Annotated in this window: 1 protein-coding gene and 1 pseudogene; both read right to left on the bottom strand. The window is 73.0% G+C overall.

All coding sequences use genetic code 11. The annotated features are described in order from the left end of the window. Positions 1 to 146: 146 nt before the first annotated feature. Positions 147 to 731, bottom strand: coding sequence for a TerD family protein (locus ABZ885_RS41560; RefSeq protein WP_360200456.1), 585 nt, complete (start codon positions 729 to 731; stop codon positions 147 to 149). A gap of 211 nt (positions 732 to 942) precedes the next feature. Next, a pseudogene (locus ABZ885_RS41565) lies at positions 943 to 1,224 on the bottom strand (hypothetical protein); the annotation flags it as partial.

Consider the following 1,224-nt stretch of genomic DNA (forward strand, 5'->3'; position numbering starts at 1 on the left):
GTCGTCGCCGCCATCCTCGACTTCGCCGCCGACCTGGCGGACGAGGGCCGCAGCCGCTTCTGCGCCGACTCTCGGCGGACGGGCCCCGCGCCGCCGGTCCGGGGCGCTACCCGGCCGATTGGGCCGGACGGGCCGCCGCCGGGCCGTCAGAGGTGCCTGACCAGCTCCGGCATCAGGTCCTGGAAGGTCCGGCCGCTGGCCGGCTGGCCGATCGCGGCCATCTGCCAGCCTCCGGCGGTGCGCTGCACCTTGGCCATGATCTGGGCGGTGTACGGGCCGCCGCCGGTGAGCGTGTAGCGGGCCAGCTCGGCGCCGGTCTGCTCGTCGACCAGGCGGCAGAACGCGTTCTCGACCTCCTGGAAGGTCTGCCCGGTGAACGAGTTGACGGTGAAGACGATCTGGTCGACCTCGGCCGGCACCCGGGTGAGGTCCACCGTGATCGACTCGTCGTCGGTGGCGTCGCCGGCCCCGCCCGTCAGGTTGTCGCCGCTGTGCCGGACCGAGCCGTCGTTGCTCTGCAGGTGCTGGAAGAAGACCACGTCCACCGGCTTGCCCTCGGCGAACAGCACCGCCGAGGCGTCCAGGTCGATCTCCTGCGAGCCCAGCAGCTTGGCGAAGAACCCCTTCTTCTGCGCCGCCCGCCAGCCGAGACCCATCCGGACCAGGCCCAGCCGCCCGCCGCCCGGCTTCTCCAGGCTCAGTTTCTGACCCTTGGCCAGCGAAACGCTCATTCGTGCCCTCCTCGTTCCTCCACCTGCGCGCTTGAATCTACAACACTGTAGAGATGGCCTCGCAGCGGTCACCCCGGCAGACGTTCCAGCAGCGCGCAGCACCCGTTCCTGGAAGACCCCGTACCCCGTCACTCACGGGATCGACACCACCTGACGCCCTCCCGACCCCGAAGGGGCGGGATCCGGCCGCGGCGCAGCAGCCGTCCGGCCGTCAGCCGGTCCGTTCCAGCCGTACCAGCGCGTCGACCGCCTCGGTCCGGCCGGCGGCGTCACCCCCGGCCTCCCCGGCGCCGCAGCGGTGACCGACCTGAGTGCCGACCGGGCGGCGGACCCGCTCGGCACGGACGGCGTTCAGGCCGGTGCCGGCGAGGTCGGCGAGGACGTCGTCCGGGGTGAACAGGACGCGCGGGTCCTGCGGACCGCCGACGCCCTCGGTCAGGTTGGTGGCGTCGTGGCCGACCACCAGCAGCGTGCCGCCGGGGGCGAGCGCGGC

The sequence above is a fragment of the Kitasatospora sp. NPDC047058 genome (genome assembly GCF_040643935.1).
Taxonomy (GTDB): Bacteria; Actinomycetota; Actinomycetes; order Streptomycetales; family Streptomycetaceae; genus Kitasatospora.

What these genes read in the sequence shown, in the direction of transcription:
- ABZ885_RS41560 (WP_360200456.1), bottom strand. Translation starts at nt 731, where the DNA reads ATGAGCGTTTCGCTGGCCAAGGGTCAGAAACTGAGCCTGGAGAAGCCG.